Source organism: Brevibacterium oceani, assembly GCF_013623835.1.
In the GTDB taxonomy this organism is placed as follows: domain Bacteria; phylum Actinomycetota; class Actinomycetes; order Actinomycetales; family Brevibacteriaceae; genus Brevibacterium; species Brevibacterium oceani.
The window spans coordinates 231,279-247,917 of sequence record NZ_JABKDE010000004.1 but is presented as its reverse complement, the minus strand read 5'-3'; the positions used below and the strand labels follow the sequence as shown (position 1 = coordinate 247,917).

At 66.1% G+C, this 16,639-nt stretch carries 17 protein-coding genes, 1 tRNA gene and 1 other RNA gene; 11 read left to right on the top strand and 8 right to left on the bottom strand.

Features of this window, described 5'->3' with window-relative positions:
• Positions 1–147 precede the first annotated feature (147 nt).
• Positions 148–1,344 carry an RNA polymerase sigma factor gene (locus HK401_RS10555; protein ID WP_181274623.1) on the bottom strand — a complete coding sequence of 399 codons (1,197 nt, stop codon included), beginning with the start codon at positions 1,342–1,344 and terminating at the stop codon, positions 148–150.
• Positions 1,345–1,368: 24 nt separating this feature from the next.
• A complete protein-coding gene (locus tag HK401_RS10550; RefSeq protein ID WP_181274622.1) occupies positions 1,369–1,776 on the bottom strand; it encodes a YciI family protein in 408 nt (135 codons plus the stop codon).
• Positions 1,777–2,027: 251 nt separating this feature from the next.
• Between HK401_RS10550 and HK401_RS10545 the strand changes: the two genes are divergently transcribed.
• The 7 genes from HK401_RS10545 (at position 2,028) to HK401_RS10515 (ending at position 7,702) form a co-directional block, all read left to right on the top strand.
• Complete coding sequence (locus HK401_RS10545) at positions 2,028–2,471, top strand: hypothetical protein (protein WP_181274621.1); 444 nt, start codon at positions 2,028–2,030, stop codon at positions 2,469–2,471.
• A gap of 30 nt (positions 2,472–2,501) precedes the next feature.
• Entirely contained in the window at positions 2,502–2,708 is a 207-nt protein-coding gene (locus tag HK401_RS10540) for a hypothetical protein (RefSeq protein ID WP_181274620.1), read from the top strand.
• Positions 2,709–2,930: 222 nt separating this feature from the next.
• Positions 2,931–3,890: an NADP-dependent oxidoreductase gene (locus tag HK401_RS10535; RefSeq protein ID WP_181274619.1), complete on the top strand. Its 960-nt coding sequence runs from the start codon at positions 2,931–2,933 to the stop codon at positions 3,888–3,890.
• Positions 3,891–3,961: 71 nt separating this feature from the next.
• Complete coding sequence (locus tag HK401_RS10530) at positions 3,962–4,495, top strand: type 1 glutamine amidotransferase domain-containing protein (protein ID WP_181274618.1); 534 nt, start codon at positions 3,962–3,964, stop codon at positions 4,493–4,495.
• A gap of 214 nt (positions 4,496–4,709) precedes the next feature.
• Positions 4,710–5,336, top strand: coding sequence for a hypothetical protein (locus HK401_RS10525; protein ID WP_181274617.1), 627 nt, complete (start codon positions 4,710–4,712; stop codon positions 5,334–5,336).
• A 110-nt stretch (positions 5,337–5,446) separates the two neighbouring features.
• Entirely contained in the window at positions 5,447–6,064 is a 618-nt protein-coding gene (locus HK401_RS10520) for an RES domain-containing protein (RefSeq protein WP_258234139.1), read from the top strand.
• Between the two features lie 48 nt (positions 6,065–6,112).
• On the top strand, positions 6,113–7,702 hold the full coding sequence (locus HK401_RS10515) for a SpoIID/LytB domain-containing protein (RefSeq protein WP_181274616.1): 1,590 nt from the start codon (positions 6,113–6,115) through the stop codon (positions 7,700–7,702).
• Positions 7,703–7,793: 91 nt separating this feature from the next.
• Here HK401_RS10515 and sfnG read toward each other — a convergent pair whose 3' ends face one another.
• From sfnG to HK401_RS10500, 3 genes are all read right to left on the bottom strand, one after another.
• Positions 7,794–8,960 carry a dimethylsulfone monooxygenase SfnG gene (gene sfnG, locus HK401_RS10510; RefSeq protein ID WP_181274615.1) on the bottom strand — a complete coding sequence of 389 codons (1,167 nt, stop codon included), beginning with the start codon at positions 8,958–8,960 and terminating at the stop codon, positions 7,794–7,796.
• 241 nt (positions 8,961–9,201) lie between these two features.
• A tRNA-Ser gene (locus HK401_RS10505) sits at positions 9,202–9,289 on the bottom strand.
• 61 nt (positions 9,290–9,350) lie between these two features.
• Entirely contained in the window at positions 9,351–10,277 is a 927-nt protein-coding gene (locus tag HK401_RS10500; protein ID WP_181274614.1) for a helix-turn-helix transcriptional regulator, read from the bottom strand.
• Between the two features lie 101 nt (positions 10,278–10,378).
• On the opposite strand from HK401_RS10500, the gene HK401_RS10495 reads away from it, so the two are divergent.
• From HK401_RS10495 to HK401_RS10485, 3 genes are all read left to right on the top strand, one after another.
• Entirely contained in the window at positions 10,379–11,896 is a 1,518-nt protein-coding gene (locus tag HK401_RS10495; protein ID WP_181274613.1) for an MFS transporter, read from the top strand.
• Positions 11,897–11,903: 7 nt separating this feature from the next.
• Positions 11,904–11,999: signal recognition particle sRNA small type (gene ffs, locus HK401_RS10490), an RNA gene on the top strand.
• 180 nt (positions 12,000–12,179) lie between these two features.
• Positions 12,180–13,658 carry an Ig-like domain-containing protein gene (locus HK401_RS10485; protein WP_258234138.1) on the top strand — a complete coding sequence of 493 codons (1,479 nt, stop codon included), beginning with the start codon at positions 12,180–12,182 and terminating at the stop codon, positions 13,656–13,658.
• Between the two features lie 9 nt (positions 13,659–13,667).
• On the opposite strand, the gene HK401_RS10480 is transcribed toward HK401_RS10485, so the two are convergent.
• On the bottom strand, positions 13,668–14,696 hold the full coding sequence (locus tag HK401_RS10480; RefSeq protein WP_181274612.1) for an iron-siderophore ABC transporter substrate-binding protein: 1,029 nt from the start codon (positions 14,694–14,696) through the stop codon (positions 13,668–13,670).
• 198 nt (positions 14,697–14,894) lie between these two features.
• Between HK401_RS10480 and HK401_RS10475 the strand changes: the two genes are divergently transcribed.
• Entirely contained in the window at positions 14,895–15,251 is a 357-nt protein-coding gene (locus HK401_RS10475) for a helix-turn-helix domain-containing protein (RefSeq protein ID WP_246490618.1), read from the top strand.
• A 57-nt stretch (positions 15,252–15,308) separates the two neighbouring features.
• On the opposite strand, the gene HK401_RS10470 is transcribed toward HK401_RS10475, so the two are convergent.
• The gene (locus HK401_RS10470; RefSeq protein WP_181274611.1) at positions 15,309–15,890 is read right to left on the bottom strand and encodes a ClpP family protease; all 582 of its coding nucleotides are present in this window, start codon (positions 15,888–15,890) and stop codon (positions 15,309–15,311) included.
• The gene (locus HK401_RS10465; RefSeq protein ID WP_181274610.1) at positions 15,887–16,522 is read right to left on the bottom strand and encodes a ClpP family protease; all 636 of its coding nucleotides are present in this window, start codon (positions 16,520–16,522) and stop codon (positions 15,887–15,889) included. The genes HK401_RS10470 and HK401_RS10465 overlap by 4 nt, the downstream gene beginning before the upstream one ends.
• Positions 16,523–16,639 lie beyond the last annotated feature (117 nt).

The following is a 16,639-nucleotide window of genomic DNA, read 5'->3' as shown; positions in this document are numbered from 1 at the left end:
GGGAACGGAACCCGGTGACGGGTTCGCTGATTGGGAGGATGAGCTGGACGCTCCGTTCGATCGTAGTCGGCCATCGGCGCAGGTGACCGGTTTCTGCCGGTAGGAGTGACCAACCTCGCTCGCCGAGGCAGCTCATCAAGACCGTGATCACCTGGGCTCTCGCCCCGACCGTGTGCGTGCCGCCTGCCGGTTGAGGTGGTCGCGTTCGGCGAGGCTGGCGGCCCGTTCGGCGGCCCGGGCGTAGAGGCGGGCGGCCGTCTCGAGGTCTCCCGAGCGTTCGCGCAGGTGCGCTTCGACGGCGAAGTAGCGAGGCAGATCCTCATCGAGTCCGCGCAGTTCGGCCAGTCCTGCCGCCGGCCCATCGGCCTCGCCGACGGCCACGGCCCGGTTGAGGCGCACGATCGGGGTGTCTCGCAACCTCAGGAGTTCGTCGTACCACTGGGCGATCTGCACCCAGTCGGTGTCGTCGACGTGCTGGGCGTCGGCGTGCAGTGCTGCGATCGCCGCCTGCGCCTGGTATTCGCCGAGGTGGTCGCGGGCGAGCGCGGCTTGGAGGATCCCGATGCCTTCGCCGATGAGTCGGCGATCCCACACCTTGCGATCCTGATCGGCCAGGGCGATGAGCCGGCCGGCAGAGTCGAAGCGGGCGGCCCGGCGCGCATGGTGGAGGAGCATGAGGGCGAGCAGTCCGTCGACCTCGGCGGAGTCGGTCATCGTGCCGAGCCTCCGAGTCAGGCGGATCGCCTCGGCGACGAGGTCGGTCTCCCCGGAGTGGCCCTCGTTGAACACGAGGTAGAGGGTGGTGAGCACCGAGGACAGGTCGCCGGGCCGGTCGAGGCGGCGGCCGGCGATCGTGGCCTTCGCGCGGCTGATGCGTTGGGCCATCGTCGCCTCGGGCACCATATAGGCCTCGGCGATCTGCTTCGTCGTCAGTCCGCCGACGGCCCGCAGGGTCAGGGCGACCGCCGAGGCGGGGCGCAACCGCGGGTGGGCGCAGAGGAAGTAGAGGTCGAGGGTGTCATCGGCGTTCCGGGCACCATGGGCCCCGGGCTCCGCCGAGGTCACGGGTGCGGCGAGGGCGGCGGCCACGACTCTCTCCTCGCGTCTGGTCCGCGAGTCTTCGGCGCGGATGATATCGAGGAACTTCCGCCAGGCTACGGTCACGAGCCATCCGCGCCGGTCCCGGGGCGGGTCCTCGGGCCACGTGCGCAGGGCCTCGATGAGCGCGTCCTGAACGGCATCCTCGGCGGTCGCGAAGTCTGCACCACGGCCGACGAGGACGCCGATCACGGCGGGGACGAGCTCACGCAGCTCGACCTCGGCGAGGGGATCCGCATCGATCATCGCGGGCTCCGTTCGCGTCCCTGCTCACTCGTCCACGCACGGGGCGTGATCGAGGAAGGGCCGCAGTTCGAGCCATTCGTTGATCGGTTCCCCGTCTTTGCCCGGTGCCGCCGAGAGCTCCGCGGCGAGTTCGAGGGCGCGGTCGTAGTTCTCGACGTCGATGACCATCCACCCTGCGATGAGGTCCTTCGTCTCGGGGAACGGTCCGTCGGTGACCGGCGGCCGGCCCGCCCCTCCGGATCGGACGAAGGTGCCGTCGGGCTGCAGCGCCTGGGAGTCGACGAACTCGCCGGAGTCTTTGAGACGGTCGGCGAAAGCGTTCATGTACGCGATGTGCGCATCGACCTCCTCGGGTGTCCACTGGTCCATCGGCGTGTAGTCCATGTACTGCTCGGGCATCCGGTAGTGCTTGAGCATGAGGTACTTGGCCATGATCGTCTCCTTGTCTCGTGCCGCTCGCACCGGTTGTGCTTGCTGACACCTCTGGGACGAAGCCGCGAGTCGGTTCTCGACATCGTCGCCGGGAAATCCTTACCAGGATAGGCCGATGTGTCCGACCTGGAACACGAGTCACCGGATGCGAACACGAATCAGCCCCGGTGAGAAGCCCGCGCTGAGAAGCTGAGCAGGTAAGCAACACCGACAGCCACTTGCTTGATCGCACATGAGACCAGGAGCAGACCATGAAGACCAACATCCTTCTCAAGACCATCACCGTCGCCGGAGCCGTGGCCGCGACCCTGTCGCTCTCGGCCTGCGATATGCACATCTCCTTCGGCCAGGACCGCCAGGGACAGGAGCAGACCCAGGAACATGGCCCGGAACAGGAGCAGGATTCCGACGATGCCGGCGCTCCCGCTGCCGAGGAGACCGCCCCCGATTCGGACGCCGGGCAGGGCTCGACCACGGGCAGCGATTCCACCACATCGAACGATTCGGTCACCGACGGCACCACGTCGAACGGAAGCACGAGCAGCGGCGGATCCACGGATTCGGGAAGCGCCACCTCGGCGAGCGATTCCGGATCGTCGTCGAGCGGCTCTTCATCGAGCGGGTCGAGCGGTTCGACCGAGAACGAGGGCTACTCGGGCCCTCGCATCGGTGAGGACGGAGTCGAACTCGACTAGGACGGCTATGGGAAGATTCCCGCCGAAGTCTTGGAAAAGGACATCACGAACGCCTACGCGAAGCGGGGCACCACGGTCGACACGGTCGACTGCTACGCGGATCTGCGGATCATGGCCCACCGCGGTTCGCAGAGCTGCACCGTCACCGCCGCCGGCAAGAAGCACTACGGCACGGTGAAGGTCACCTCGGCGTCGCAGTCGGGCATCGGCTACAGCATCGAGTTCCCGAACATCTGAGCCGGCCCCCTCGGCCGCTCCCCTCGAGCATCCCGCGATCCGCTCGCCTCGAGCGACTCGCATCCCCACCGCACTCCCCTGGTCATCTCGACCCGGGGAGTGCGGTCATTTCTGGCATCGAACACCTCGAGATGGAACAAGTTCGCCTCCGTCATCGTTGTCCCTGCTGTGGGCATCGGCGCAGGCCGTGACCCCGCCCTCGTCAACCGATCAGGAGACAAGATGGCACGACGCGTCCAGTACACCTCCAACGGCGACATCGATCAGCTCCACCTCGCCGAGGCGGCCACCCCCGAGGTCGGCCCCGGCCAGGTCCTCGTCACCGTCCTCTACGCCGGGCTCAACCCCCTGGACTGGAAGATGCTCCAGGGCGGTCGCTTCGGCACCGTCGACGGCAGTTCGGGCAACGGTGTCGACTTCTCCGGTGTCGTCGCGTCAGTCGGTGCCGGAGTCGAGGACTTTGCGCCCGGCGACCTCGTCTACGGCGGGTTGCCGAAGCAGGCGCAGACCGAACAGCTGCTCATCGAGGACCCCGCGGACCGTCTCGATCGGATCCCCCGCGGACTCGGAATCGACACCGCCGGCGGTCTCTACATCACCGGGCGCACCGCGATGTCCGGGATCCGGGCCTTGAATCTGAGCGAGGGCGAGACGCTCTTCGTCTCCGGGGCCTCCGGAGGAGTCGGCATCATCGTCGCTCAGCTCGCGCGCAACCTCGGCGCCCGGGTCATCGGCAGCGCCAGCGAGGGCAACCACGAATTGTTGAGAAGCCTCGGCATCGAACCGGTCACCTATGGTCAGGGCCTGTGGGAGCGGGTCCGCGAGGCCGCCCCGGACGGGATCCAGGCCGCGTATTCGACCCAGGGTGAGGACGAGGTCGAAGCGATGATCGGTGCCGGCGTCCCGGCCGAGCGCATCGTCTCGATCGGTGCCGGACCCGCCGTGGCGGAGAAGCACGGGGTGAGCACCGCCGGAGAGTCCGCCGCTCGCCGGGAGGACATGGTCTGGCTCGGTCAGGCGATCGCCTACGGCCATATCCATGTGCCCATCAACCGAGTCTTCGACGTCGACGAGGTCCAGGACGCCTACCGGCACCTGCTCAACGCCCATCCGGCCGGGAAGGTCCTGCTGCGCTTTCCCGCGAAGCCGCTGACCGATGAGCAGCGGGCTCACCTGCGCTGACAGCAACGACGACAATCACGACCGATCACAATCCACCACAGATAGATCCACCACAGAAAAGGAGCACCATCATGGCCATCTCCGATAAGAAGATCGCATTCCTGCTCACCCGCGGCGTCGAGCAGGTCGAACTGACCAGCCCCCGTGCGGCGCTCGACGAGGCGGGCGCCACCACCGTCATCGTCTCCCCGTCCGAGGGAACGCTGCAGGCGATGGAAGGCGATTGGGAGCATGCGCAGACCTTCGATGTCGACGTTCCCGTCGCCGATGCCTCGGTCGATGACTTCGACGCTCTCGTCCTGCCAGGCGGAACCCTCAACGCCGACGCACTGCGGCTGGATGAGGACGCCGTCGACCTCGTCAAGGCGTTCTTCGCCGCAGACAAGCCCGTCGCCGCGATCTGCCACGCGCCGTGGATCCTCGCTGAGGCGGGCGTGGCGAAGGGACGGAAGCTCACGTCGTTCATCTCGACGAAGACCGACCTCATCAACGCCGGTGCCGACTGGACCGACGCCGAGGTCGTCGTCGACGGCAACCTCATCACCTCCCGCAACCCCGGCGACCTCGACGCGTTCAACAAGGCGATCGCCGACAAGCTGAGCTGAGCAGGGACGACGCATCCCTCGCCGAGGTGGGGCCACCTCGGCGAGAGATCATTCGTCCGGGCCCGGCAGGGCCGCAGAAGAACTCCCCGAAACGATCGTTTCGGGGAGTTCTTCCCTAGGCACAGGTCACGCACTAGTTGCCTCTGTAGCAAGTGAGGCTATGGATCACTCATAGCAACATTGCTACAATTGATCTCCAAGCAGGAGGAACACCATGTCCGCTGAGGCGTACGAGCCCATCCAGATCAGAACCGCCGGCAACCACGTCGAGATCGACGGTCTCAACCAGGCTGACGTCTCGGCCGCCATCGACCTGTATCAGGCCGTGGTCCAGCGCCAGGTTGAGGCGCGCGCTGACTTGTCAGCTCAAGTCAACAAGGCCTTCGCGGAACAGAACCTGGACCTGATCTCCGGGGAGTCACAGAAACAGGTGATCCAGAATGTCGCCCTCCGCGAACGACTCCTCAAAGAGGAAGGGTTCCTCACCTACGCCTCACTCGCCGAGCTGCGGGACTCCACCGAGAAGGCAGCACGCACCTGGGTAGCCCGCCAACGTGACAGGAAAGAACTGTTCACGGTCGAGATCAGAGGCCGAACACTGATTCCGCAAGTTCAGCTGACCTCAGCAGGCGACGTTGATCCATCGATCGCAGAGCTGACTCGACCATTGCTGACCTCCGGTCTTGGTGGTTGGAGCCTCTGGGCGTGGTTGACCAACCCGACGGGTCGGTTGAGTGGCGAGGTCCCTGCGAAGCTGGTCCGCACCGACATGGCCAGAACGCACCGGGCTGCTCAACGGTACGCGTCGGAACTTCGCCTGGCGCAGGGCGCGGACTCCTGATCGTGCCAACCCCACCCGAAGATCTGGTCTGCCCCGATCCTTCAGGGTGCCCCGTCGCTGTCGACGAACTGTCGGATCTCGCAGCGGCGGGAAACCTCCCCCAAGCAGACATGGATGCCGACCACGACTGGTTCAGGGTCTACGACGCTCGAGACGGGTACGCGGAACCGAACCCCGGCTTCGGGGACACCCGGTTCGCGCCCTTCGACGACGCCGACGGCGTTCGCGTCCCCACCTTCTATGCGGCAGACTCTCTGGCTGCGGCGCTGTTGGAAACCAGTCTGCATGACGTGACCGGGATGAAGCCTCGACTTGTGTCTGAGCATGCTCTGCTCGGGAAGCACCATGCCCGTTTGGTTCCACCGGAACCTCTTCGTTTGGCGGATCTGCGTGACTCGTCTCTGCAGACGCTGAACATCCCACGACAGGCTGCCGTCACAAGTTCTCAAGAGCACTACCCTTGCACACGTCGGGTGGCAAAAGCGATGCACTCCGGCCCCCAGCAGGCGGCCGGAATCATGTGGCACTCCCGTCAGGCCGAGCTCAACGGCCAGCCAGCCGCGGTGACTGCCGTCCTGTTCTGCGACCGAGTGCCTGCCCACCGCGGCGCCTGGACCTTGGCGCAACAGCCGGGGGCCTCCGGTTCACTGCTGGAGGGGCACGGACGCCTCATTCTGGACAAACTCGCCGTCGAGCTGGGCGTCACCATCGTGGACGAGGGGCTCTAGCGGGCAGGCGTCACGTGAGATCTTGACAGCCCAGCATATGATCTGATCATGCCAGCTTCCCCGTTCGTCAAGGCGACGACTCCTGCCCTCGCGGCTCTGCTCATCGGGCTCCTGCTCACACTCTTCGCTACTCCGCCCCCTGCCCATGCCGCGTACCCCACATCCGGGGCGATCGGGTCCCTGCACAAGACGCTCGGAGGGAACGCGGGCAAGCTCGGCCCGGCCACCGGTCCGCAGCGGTGCACGCTGATCCAGAAGGGCTGCTATCAGTCGTTCAAGAACGGCAGCATCCATTGGACGAAGGCGACCGGTGCGCATGCCACCTGGGGCGCGGTCCGCACCGCGTGGAAGAAGTCCGGCTGGGAGCGCGGGCCGCTCGGATACCCGACGAGCAATGAGTACCGGTCCGGGTCCGAGATCAGGCAGAAGTTCCAGCACGGTCGCATCGCCTGGACGGCGAAGTCCGGCGCGAAGATCACGCCCACAAAGACGGCGAAGGCGGCGGCCCCTTCGTCGTTCACGGTGACGGGATCGGGCTTCGGCCACGGTGTCGGTATGAGCCAGTACGGGGCACGCGGAATGGCTGCCGCCGGGAAGTCCTCGACGCAGATCCTCGAGCACTACTACCACTCGGCGAAGGTGACGACGACGTCGAAGAACGCCGATGACAGCCTCAGGGTGCAGCTGCTGACCGGGAAGAAGTCGGTGACGGTGACACCGCGATCCGGGCACCTGCGCGTCAAGGCCGGGTCGAAGACCATCGAATCGGGGGCGAAGGTCACCATCGAACGCACCTCGTCCGGCACCGTTCAGGCGAAGATCGGATCGAAGAGCTATGCGGGCGCGAAGCTCGTCGTCGAATGGCAGGGCACCCGGTATTGGAAGGGCTCAGCGGCGACGACAGTGTCGGTCAGTGGGGCGCAGAACGGGGCGAGCGGCACCTACCGGCACGGTCGACTCGAGATCGGGCAGCTGAACAAGACGCTCAACGTCATCAATGTCCTGAAGCTCAACAAGGAGTATCTGCCTGGGATCGCCGAGATGCCGGCCTCCTGGCAGTCCGAGGCGCTGCGCTCCCAGGCGATCGCCTCCCGCACCTACGCCTACCGCAACCTCGGTGCGCCGAAGGCCGCGTGCGGGTGCAATGTCTACGATGAGGTGGCCTCGCAGCGCTTCCTCGGGTGGAACAATGAGAACGCGAAGGATTCGGGTCCGTGGCGCAAGGCCGTGGCAGCGACCCAGACGGCGAGTGGGTCGACCGTGAAGGCGGCCCGCGTCATCACGTACAAGGGCAGCCTCATCGACGCCGTCTACTCCTCTTCGGCAGGCGGCAAAACGCATTCGGCCGCCGAGGTGTGGGGGTCGCCCGTTCCCTACCTCGTCTCCGTCGATGACTCTCCGTCGAAGTATGCCTCGGCGAAGAACCCGAATGCCTCGTGGACGGTGACGGTCAAACAGGCCGCTATGGCCAAGGCGTTCGGTCTGAGGGACGTCCGTTCCCTGTCGGTGTCGAAGACCGGGTCGGGCCTGGTGAAGACGGTCAAGGCCACCTCGATGGCAGGGAAGACTGCCAGCCTCACCGGCGCTCAGCTGCGGACGAAGCTGACGCTGAAGTCCCCGTCGTTCAGTGTGAAATGACGAATTGCGCCCCGGCACCCGCGGAGGGTGTCGGGGCGCGATCACGATCAGGCGTCAGTTCGCACACTTTGGTGTTTCACACCGATTCGAGTCAGACTCCTGCGGGGGTGAGCAGACCTTTGTTGACGAGTTCGGCTTCTTTCTCCCGCACGATCGGGATGACGGTCTTGCCGAACGCCTCGAGTTCTTCCTGGAAGTGGAGGAACGCGGTGAGGACGAGGTCGACGCCGAGCTTCTTGTATTCGATGATCCGGTCGGCGACCTGTTCGGGGGTGCCGATAAGCTGGGTGCGGAAGCCGTCGTTGTACTGCACGAGGTCTTCGAAGCTCGAATCGGCCCACATGCCCTTCTTGTCCGAGGTCGAGGCACCCGCCTCCTGGACGGACTCGCGAAAGCCGTTGACCGATCCTTCGTCGGCGTGGGCGATGATCTCGCGCAGCTGTTCGCGGGCCTCTGCCTCGGTGTCGCGGACGATGGCGAAACCGTGGAGTCCGAAACGGACCTTCCTGTTGTTCGCCTCGGCGACCTTCGTGACATCGGCATACTGCTCGCGGAAGCCGTCGAAGTCCTTGCCGTTGGAGAAGTACCAGTCGGCGTGACGGCCGCCGTTGTCGCGGGCGGCCGTGGAGTTCCCGCCCTGGAAGATCTCCGGGTAGGGCCGGCCCTCGACAGGGTAGGGACCGGGCCGGAGGGTGAAGTCGTTGACGGTGTAGAAGTCGCCGCGGAACTGCACGTTCTCCTCGGTGAAGAGTTTGCGGACGACCTCGATGAACTCGGCGGAGCGTCGGTAACGTTCGTTGTGGTCGAGCCAGGGCAGGCCGAGCTTCGTGTATTCGTCCTTGAACCAGCCGGAGACGACATTGATCGCTGCGCGGCCCTTCGAGAACTGGTCAGCAGTGAGGATGTACTTCGCGAGCACCATCGGCTCCCAGATGCCGGGGTGGATGGCGGCGATGACCTTGAGCCGCTCGGTAGCGAGGAGCAGTGCCAGGGAGATCGAGGTCGACTCGTGCTGCTGGGCCGCTCCGTAGCTCGAGAGGTATCGGACCTGACTGAGTGCGTATTCGAAGCCGACGTTCTCGGCGGTCTGGGCGAGCTTGACGTTGTAGTCATACCCCCAGTCGGTGCGCTGCTCGACGTTCGAGACCACCAGGCCGCCGGAGACGTTGGGCACCCAGTAGGCGAACTTGAGGTCTTCGGGCTGCCCCGTGTAGATCGGGTTGGCGGAGATGAATGGCTGCGTGCTAGCTTCGGTCATGGCGTTTCGCCCCTTTCCGCCACTGTCGGCGGTCGCAGGTGATTGACTCAGCCAGCGTAGTGAGACTCACATCACACCGTGCACCGGGACTTCGCACGCCGACGCACGCTGTCACAATGACGCACTTCGCCATACACCGTCATCTGACTTGCGCAACGCCTGAGCCATCCGGACCCGCCGCAGCACCAAACGCCCATAAACGAAGTCCCGGCCCGCAGCATCTGCGAGACCGGGACTTCCGTGGCGGAGGATAGGGGATTCGAACCCCTGAGGGCGTTAACCCAACCCGCGTTCCAGGCGAGCGCCATAGGCCACTAGGCGAATCCTCCGCGGATCAGCTTATCCGAGTCGTGACGACAATGCGAAATCGCAGTGGCCGAGTGTGAACCATCACACGATCCGCAGGTGAACGGGTGCCTCGTCGACCGCACCGGCGACTGCTCCGTCGTCCGTTCCAGCGAGCACCTCGGCGCGTCTGCGCTCGATGCTGCCGTCGTTGATCCACCCGTGCAGGGTCTCCAACCGCGACCGGGTGAGCGAGTCCACGGGCTGGTAGACCGAGAGCGTCAGCCGTTGGTTCTCCTGCGCGATCATCGTCGTCATCGTCATCTTGAGTGTGCCGACGTACGGGTTCTCGATGCTCTTGACCCGACCGGCCGAGCGTCCCACCGCGCCCGAATCCCAGAATCGGCAGAACTCCTCATGCCGACGCAGACGGCTCAGCAGCGGCGACCATTCCGGGTCGTCGATCGACTCCGCGTACGAGGCCCGCAGCTTCGCGACCAGGTGCGGCCGGTGCCCGTCGTCGCTGCGGAAGGCTCGCGCCCATTCGGGATTCTCGAACGTCTGGATGGCACAGTTGCGCTCCCCCGCCGCGAACTCCTCGAGGTCGGAGGCGAGGTACCGCTGCACCGTGTTGTGCGCGAGCACCGTGTTCCGCGGGTCCGTGACCATCGCCGGCAGCGGCAGCATCTCGTCGAGCAGGGTCCGCATCGCCTCCCCCACCGCGGAGTCGCCGGGGTTCGCCACCCGGTCGGGATACCCACCGAGCAGGAAGAGATGGGCACGCTCCTCACGGTCGAGCAGGAGCGCCTCGGCGATGGATTCGAGCACCGATTCCGAGGGTTGGACGTCGCGTCCCTGCTCGAGCCACGTGTACCAGCTGGTGCCGATGTTCGCGAGCACCGCGACTTCTTCGCGGCGCAGCCCCGGCACCCGACGGCGTCCGCCTGTCGCCAGGCCCACGTCGCAGGGGCGCACCCGGTTGCGTCTCGAGCGGAGGAAGAATCCGAGCTCCTCGTTTCTCACTTGTGCCATGCCTCCATTGTCCGCCCGAACCGCCCCACCTAACCAGGTGGTGCGACCAACACCATCCACACGCCCTCCCGGAATCGGCTGGCGGACTCGACACTGGAGACATGAGAAACCTCCCCGAGCACACGACCGCCGACGGCACGGCGCCCACCGACACCATCACCGAGGCGGCTCCCCGCCCCGATCCTGCCGACGTACCGGCCCCGACCCTTTGGCCGCTCCACCTCGGCGCATTCCTCGCCACGTTCATGTTCTCCGTGTCCAACGTCGCCATCCCCGCGGTGAAGACGAACCTCGGCGCCGGGGAGTCGACCTCGGCGCTCGTCGTCGGCCTCTTCTCCGCGGCCTTCGCCGCCGGCCTCATCCTCTGCGGCCGGATCGGCGACCGCTTCGGTCGTCGCCGCCTGTTCACCATCGGCACAGGCGCCCTCGTCCTCGTCTCCCTCGCCGTGGGACTCGCCCCGGACTCACTGACACTGCTCGTCGCTCGCACCGCACAGGGACTGGCCGCGGCGGTGATGATGCCGCAGATCCTCGCAAGCTTCCAACACGCGCTGGCCGGGTCCGCCCGGCTGAGGGCGCTCAGCCTCTTCGGCGCCTTCTCCGGCGTCGGCACCGTCGGCGGCCAGGTCCTCGGCGGGGGTCTGATCTCGGCCTTCGGCGGCACCTGGGGCTGGCGCGCGGCCTTCCTCAGCTGCGGAGTCGTCGCCCTCGCCGCCTTCCTCGGCTCGCTCAAGCTCACCGAGTCCCGCAGCGCGCACCCGGCACCCCTCGACGTGCCCGGCGCCGTTCTGCTGGGCATCGGCATGGTCAGCCTCGTCATCGGCCTCGCACTCGGACCCGTCACCGGATGGCTGCCGCTGCCGACGATCCTGCTGGCCGCCTGCGCGTCCGCCCTCATCGCATTCGCACTCTGGCAGAACCGCGCCGAGGTGACCGGACGCGACCCGCTCATCCCACCGCAGGTGGTGCGCGTGCCCGCCGCCTGGATCGGGATGGTCATGGCCCTGCTGTTCTTCGCCGGTTTCGGCACCTTCCTCTATAACTTCGCGCTCACCTCACAGACCGGCCACGGGGACCCCGCCGCGGTCTCCGGACTCACCCTCGGCCTCTTCGCCGCGGCCTTCCTCATCGTCTCGCTCCTCGTCCCCCGCGTCGTCGGTCGCCTCGGCGGGCCCGGCACGATGATCCTCGGCACCGCCCTGCAGGTGATCAGCCTCCTCGGCGTCGCATGGGCCTCGGCCGAAGCACCGGCCACGGAGTGGAATCTCTGGTTCCAGCTGCCGGGCATCGTCCTCGGCGCCGCTCAGGCACTCCAGTTCGGGCCCCTCGTCGGCACCGTCGTCGGAGCGGTCCCCGACCGGGTCGCGGGCTTAAGCGGCGGACTGATCTCGACGATGCAGCAGGCGGGCATCGCCGTCGGCGTGGCCCTGCTCGGGGCGCTCTTCCACGTCTTCACGCTCAGCCTCGGGTACGACTCGGCGTTCGCCCTCGCCTGCCTCGTCCAGGTCGGGCTGAGCCTGGCCTTCGGTGCGGGTGCGCTGGTTCTGCTGCGTCTGAATCGGCAGTCACGGGACCACGAGACGACCATCGTTTTGTGTGCCGAGGATGCTCTCGACTAGACTGGTCGCTGGCTCCCCGTGCGGCGCCATCTTGTGAACTCCCCCAGGGCCGGAAGGCAGCAAGGGTAAGCGAGCTCTGGCGGGTGCACGGGGAGTCCTCTTTCCCCGAAGATCACAATTCCACAACTCCCCTTATCCTCCGTCGGCCCAGGTCAGCACCGACCTCTCCCGCCTGCGAGCGCTCGATCCGGGGAAGATATGCGGATTCTTTAATACTTTCGTGATTTCACTTCACTACCATTGCTCGAAGTTCTCATCCCTGTGCTCGAACGAGGTTTCCCTGTTGTCCACGAAGATCCATGGGGCCGTTGCCGCCCTTTCGGCGTTGGCCCTGCTCACGGCGTGCACGCCGTCGAGCTCCGACCCTGATGCGACCCGCAATGATGCGAAGACCGCCGAGGCGGCCGACGAACCCGTCTTCCGTGTCGGAACGGTCACCGACGAGGACGCCGAGGCCGGGGCGACGTCCGCTCCGACGTCGACGGCCCAGCCCAGCGGGGACCCGACCTCCTCGGCTTCAGCGAGTGGCGATGCGACCTCTCCTGCCGGGATCCCCACCGGCGAGGAGTTCGGCGAGGCCGTCGAGACCGGCGACAAGCTGACCTTCGACCCCGGGAACCGGGTCGGCATCTCCGTCGAGAACGCCACCCTCACCGACATCACCCTCACCGAGGAAGACCACCCACGCATCTCCGCCGACTCCGGGAAGTTCTTCGACACCGACGGCCAGGCCCTCAAGGCAGATGAGGACGCACAGGCCGGATCGTCGACACCGAGTGAGACCGAGTCCGAATCGACGAAGGATGCGAAGAAGGACGCCGAGGCGGTCGAGGCCCCCGATGATTCCGCGGCATGGGTCTCGACCTACGACCTCGTCGCCGAAAGCAGTTACACGCTCACGGCCACCGCGACCACACCTGATGGCGACGAGGTCGATGTCACCACCGACGTCACCGTCGGTTCCTCCGATGCCTCGCCGATGTCGGTGCGCACGACCCTCGCCGATGATCAGACCGTCGGTGTGGCGGCTCCGATCATCCTCACTTTCGGCTCCACCGTGTCCAAGGAATTCCGGGACGATGTCGAACACCGCCTGTCTGTCAAGGTCACCGACAAGGACGGCAAGAAGCACAAGGTCGAAGGGTCGTGGGCCTGGCTGCCAGATGACCCGCAGTCCCGCCTGCATTTCCGGCCCAAGGAGTTCTGGCCCGCACATTCGAAGGTCTCCGTCGATGTGCCGCTGAAGAACGTGCCCACATCGGAGAACAGTGTGGGGCAGAACGACCTCACCCTCGATTTCGACATCGGACGCAAACAGGTCGTCGAGGCCAGCGCGAAGACCCACCGGATGACCGTCACCCGCGACGGCAAGGAAGTGATGAACTTCCCGGCCTCGCTCGGCGCCCCGAAGTCACCGTCGTACAACGGCACCCACGTGGTGATGGCGAAGGCCGCCGACTATACGATGACGTCGGAGCAGTGGGACTACGAAACCGACGTGCAGTGGGCCGTGCGCATCCACAACAACGGCGAATTCATCCACGCCGCACCCTGGTCGGCCGGCGTGCAGGGTTCGCAGAACGTCTCCCACGGCTGCATCAACCTCACCACCGAACGCGCCAAGCAGTACTACGACTCCGCGATCTTCGGCGATCCCGTCGAGATCACCGGTTCGGACGTCAGCCTGTCGACCGAAGACAGCGACATCTCCGACTGGGTCTACAGCTGGGACGAGTGGAAGAAGCTCAGCGCCCTGAACTGACCGGCGCTGCTACTTGTCGAGCTTCTTCACGGCCTCATCGATCATCGGCACGTAGCGCTTGAGCGTCCACGGCACGGTGAGCGGATTGATGATCGAGGAGCCGGTGACGAACGGCTGATCGTCCGGCGCCACGACGGCTCCGGCCTTGACCGCGGGAATGTTCGCGTACAGGCCCTGCCCTTCGACTTCCTTCCGATTCTTCTCGTCCGAGTAGAAGGTGAAGAGAAGGTCGGAGTCGTTGAGCTTGTCGGCGTTCTCCAGACCGATGAGCGCCGAGTCCGTGCCCGGCTCGTCATAGTCCTTCTTCAGCTCATCGATGACCGGGTCCGGGGTCAGCCCGAGGGCCGAGACCATGGCCACACGCTGTTCGGTGGGGTAGAAGACACCGAGCGTGCCTGGGCCGTCGTTGTAGACGAAGGAGAAGGTGAGGTCCTTGTACTCATCGCGCTTGGCGTCCTTGAGCTGCTTCTTGACGTCCTCGACGAGGCCTTCGGATTCCTCTTCGTGACCGAGCGCCTTGCCGATCGTCGTGATCTGATCGTCCCATTCGATCGTCCACGGCTGCTTCGGATACGCCACGGTCGGAGCGATGTCCGTGAGCTTGTCGTACTGCTTCTGAGTGATGCCCGACCACGGGGCGAGGATGACGTCGGGGTCGAGTTCGGCGATGGCTTCGACATCGAGCTCGGTGTCCCCCTGGACCTGCTTCGGCAGCTCGTCACCCTTCTTATCGATGGCTTCCTTGATCCACGGCATGTAGCCGGAATCATCGCTGCCCCACGCGTACTCCTCCATCCCGACCGGGGTCTTGCCCAGCGCGATCGCGGTCTCGGTCGAGCCCTGCCCGAGGGTGACGACCCGTTCGGGTTCGGATTCGATGACGGCCGTGCCCAGCGCATGCTTGATCTTCACCGTCTCGAAGTCTCCGGAGCCGGACCCCTCGGCGGCCTCCGACCCTTGGCCGCACGCGGTTGCGGTGAGCGAGAGGGCGACGAGTGCCCCGGCGATGACAGCACGACGGCTGCGAGGAACTGACATTCCTGTCCTTTCGACAGTGGATGGGGCCTCAACAGCCCCAGAGCATTGGCATAGGACAGCCTAACCTGACTCACCACGGTCACCGCAAGGCATGTGAGTCACTTCACGTCACACCGTCAGCTCGCCTTGCCTACTCACCTCGTCTGCTCAGAGCAGAAACCCTCGCCGAGGCGGCCCTGCGAATCGTAGGATCGCCCCATGACCGCTCCCTCGCCTTCCACCCCGACGCCGCCGCTGTGGCGTGAGGCGCTCGGCCGTGCCCTGCGTCTGCGCCGCACCGACCTCGGCCTGACCTTGGCTCAGGTCTCACGTCGCTCCGGGGTCTCCACGCAGTTCCTCTCCGAGGTCGAGCGCGGGCTCAAGGACCCGTCGTCCGAGGTCATCGAGGCCGTCGCCGTCGTCCTCGGACTCGAGCTGCCGCAGGTCCTCGTGCTCGCTGCCGGCGTCATGGATGCGAGACGCTTCGCTTCGGCAACCCTCACGTCGATCCGCTCGACTCAGGCCGCACCCGGTCCCCCGACAGCGGGCCAGGCACAGCTCTCCTTGGCCGCCTGAGTACTCTGGCTGCCTGAGCTCCCTGACCGCCTCGCTGGGAGGACAGCGGCCCGGCGGTCAGACGATGGCGTCGATGAGCCCGAACTCCTGTGCTGCCCGAGCGTCGAGGACGAGGTCCCGGTCGAGGTCGTGGTGGATCTGTTCCTCCGTCCGCCCGGTGCTGGCAGCGAGCATTCCTTCGACTTCGCGACGCTGCCGGACGATCTCGTCGGCGGCGACGATGAGGTCGGGGATCGTCCCCCTGGCGCCTTCGGCATGAGGCTGACGGAGGACGGCGCGGGCGTGTTCGAGCATGGTCCGCTGTCCCGGCTCCCCGGCGGCGAGCAGCACCGCGGCATCGGCGGCGGCCTGGCCCACGCAGGTGGTGGCTACCGGGGAGCCGATGTGGTGCATGGCGTCATAGATCGCGGTCATCGCTGTCAGCGATCCGCCCGGAGAGTTGATGTAGAGACTGATCGGCAGCTCCCGACTGCTCGCGTCGAGGTGAAGCAGCTGCGCGATGATCGTGTTCGCCACCCCGTCGTCGATTCCGACACCGAGGTAGATGATCCGCTTGCCGAGCAGGTGGGAGTAGACGTCGACGATCTTCTCGCTGCCGCCGGAGCGGTCGACGACATTGGGGATGGTGTACTGGCTCATCGGCTCGCTCCGATCGTTCCGCGCAGATCCGACGGGGACTCGAGGATCCGGTCGATGAGTCCGTACTCGCGGGCCGCCTCGGCGGTGAACCATTTGTCACGAAGGGAATCGGCGAAGATCGTGTCATAGGTCTGCCCCGCAGCCTCGGCGAGTCGGCTGAGGACGGAATCGCGGACGTCGCGCAGGTCGCTGCCCTGGAGTTCGATGTCAGCGGCGGCACCGCCGATTCCCGACGATCCCTGGTGGAGGAGGATGCGGGCGTGGGGCAGCGCGAGGCGTCTGCCCGGGGTGCCGAGGCTGAGGACGAACTGCCCCGCCGAGGCGGCCCACCCGAACGCGATCGTGACGACGTCGTTCGGCAGGGTTGCGATCGTGTCGGCGATCGCGTGCATCATCGGCACGGACCCGCCCGGTGAGTTGATCCACAGGTGGATGTCGGACTCGGGGTCTTCGGCGGAGAGGAGGACGAGGCGGGAGATGATCTCCATGCCGTTCTCGTCTCTCAGCTCCCCGTTGAAGACGACGGAGCGGTAGGCGTAGAGCATCCGCTGGGATTCGGGGATCGCGGTCATCGCCGGAGACTCGTCCGCTTCGGAGAACTCCAATGGGCTGGTTGCGGTTCGTGTGTGCATGTCTCAACTCTGCGACCCAGCGACGGCGAACCGAACACGGATCCGCTGGAAGCGGGACCGTGCCGCTGTGAGCAGATGGGCACCGGCATCTGAGGCTCCGGCGACCCTTGACTCTTC

Excerpts from the sequence above, each read along its gene's own strand:
- HK401_RS10555 (WP_181274623.1), bottom strand. The coding sequence starts at position 1,344 with ATGATCGATGCGGATCCCCTCGCCGAGGTCGAGCTGCGTGAGCTCGTC.
- HK401_RS10550 (WP_181274622.1), bottom strand. The coding sequence starts at position 1,776 with ATGGCCAAGTACCTCATGCTCAAGCACTACCGGATGCCCGAGCAGTAC.
- HK401_RS10545 (WP_181274621.1), top strand. The coding sequence starts at position 2,028 with ATGAAGACCAACATCCTTCTCAAGACCATCACCGTCGCCGGAGCCGTG.
- HK401_RS10535 (WP_181274619.1), top strand. The coding sequence starts at position 2,931 with ATGGCACGACGCGTCCAGTACACCTCCAACGGCGACATCGATCAGCTC.
- HK401_RS10530 (WP_181274618.1), top strand. The coding sequence starts at position 3,962 with ATGGCCATCTCCGATAAGAAGATCGCATTCCTGCTCACCCGCGGCGTC.
- HK401_RS10525 (WP_181274617.1), top strand. The coding sequence starts at position 4,710 with ATGTCCGCTGAGGCGTACGAGCCCATCCAGATCAGAACCGCCGGCAAC.
- HK401_RS10520 (WP_258234139.1), top strand. The coding sequence starts at position 5,447 with ATGGATGCCGACCACGACTGGTTCAGGGTCTACGACGCTCGAGACGGG.
- HK401_RS10515 (WP_181274616.1), top strand. The coding sequence starts at position 6,113 with ATGCCAGCTTCCCCGTTCGTCAAGGCGACGACTCCTGCCCTCGCGGCT.
- sfnG (WP_181274615.1), bottom strand. The coding sequence starts at position 8,960 with ATGACCGAAGCTAGCACGCAGCCATTCATCTCCGCCAACCCGATCTAC.
- HK401_RS10500 (WP_181274614.1), bottom strand. The coding sequence starts at position 10,277 with ATGGCACAAGTGAGAAACGAGGAGCTCGGATTCTTCCTCCGCTCGAGA.
- HK401_RS10495 (WP_181274613.1), top strand. The coding sequence starts at position 10,379 with ATGAGAAACCTCCCCGAGCACACGACCGCCGACGGCACGGCGCCCACC.
- HK401_RS10480 (WP_181274612.1), bottom strand. The coding sequence starts at position 14,696 with ATGTCAGTTCCTCGCAGCCGTCGTGCTGTCATCGCCGGGGCACTCGTC.
- HK401_RS10475 (WP_246490618.1), top strand. The coding sequence starts at position 14,895 with ATGACCGCTCCCTCGCCTTCCACCCCGACGCCGCCGCTGTGGCGTGAG.
- HK401_RS10470 (WP_181274611.1), bottom strand. The coding sequence starts at position 15,890 with ATGAGCCAGTACACCATCCCCAATGTCGTCGACCGCTCCGGCGGCAGC.
- HK401_RS10465 (WP_181274610.1), bottom strand. The coding sequence starts at position 16,522 with ATGCACACACGAACCGCAACCAGCCCATTGGAGTTCTCCGAAGCGGAC.